At 47.3% G+C, this 516-nt stretch carries 1 pseudogene; it reads right to left on the reverse strand.

The window, feature by feature from the left end:
• Positions 1 to 516, reverse strand: a pseudogene (locus R7Z49_RS27625) (HlyD family type I secretion periplasmic adaptor subunit); the annotation flags it as partial.

The raw sequence follows: 516 nt of genomic DNA on the forward strand, positions 1-516 counted from the left end.
GGATTTTCAGTTCGCTAGATGTCATTTCACGGCGAGTGTCGTTCACTTGGCGCTGCAATTTGAGTAGCTCAATGCGCGGAACAACGCCTTCATCCGCCAATGGTTGGGTGATATCTAGTTCTTTCTTCGCGTATTGGTAGCTTTGGCGTAAGTTACGCACTCGCGCTTCAATCTCGACCAAGTCTTGCTGTTTTTGCTCCACTTGTTGATCGATCACCGACAGTTGGTTGCGTAGGTTATCCAAATCTTCGCGGTATTCTGCTTTTTGACGCTGAGTTAATTGTGGCTGCGTCTCTTCCAATACCGGTGGGAAAGTCAGTTTGCCGTAATCGAGAACGACGCTTTTTTCCCAATCTTGAATATTAAAATCGCGATTGACGGCAACGCTGTTGATAGAAGCAGAAAGTTGTAATACCGAGGCGGTCAGGTTGGCAACTTGTTGTTCACGTTCGCGGTAGTCCGAGCGAAAACGAGTATCGTCGATCAACAGAAGTTGCTGGCCTTTTTTCACCAGTT

Source organism: Vibrio sp. 1562 (genome assembly GCF_033340155.1).
Taxonomy (GTDB): domain Bacteria; phylum Pseudomonadota; class Gammaproteobacteria; order Enterobacterales; family Vibrionaceae; genus Vibrio; species Vibrio alginolyticus.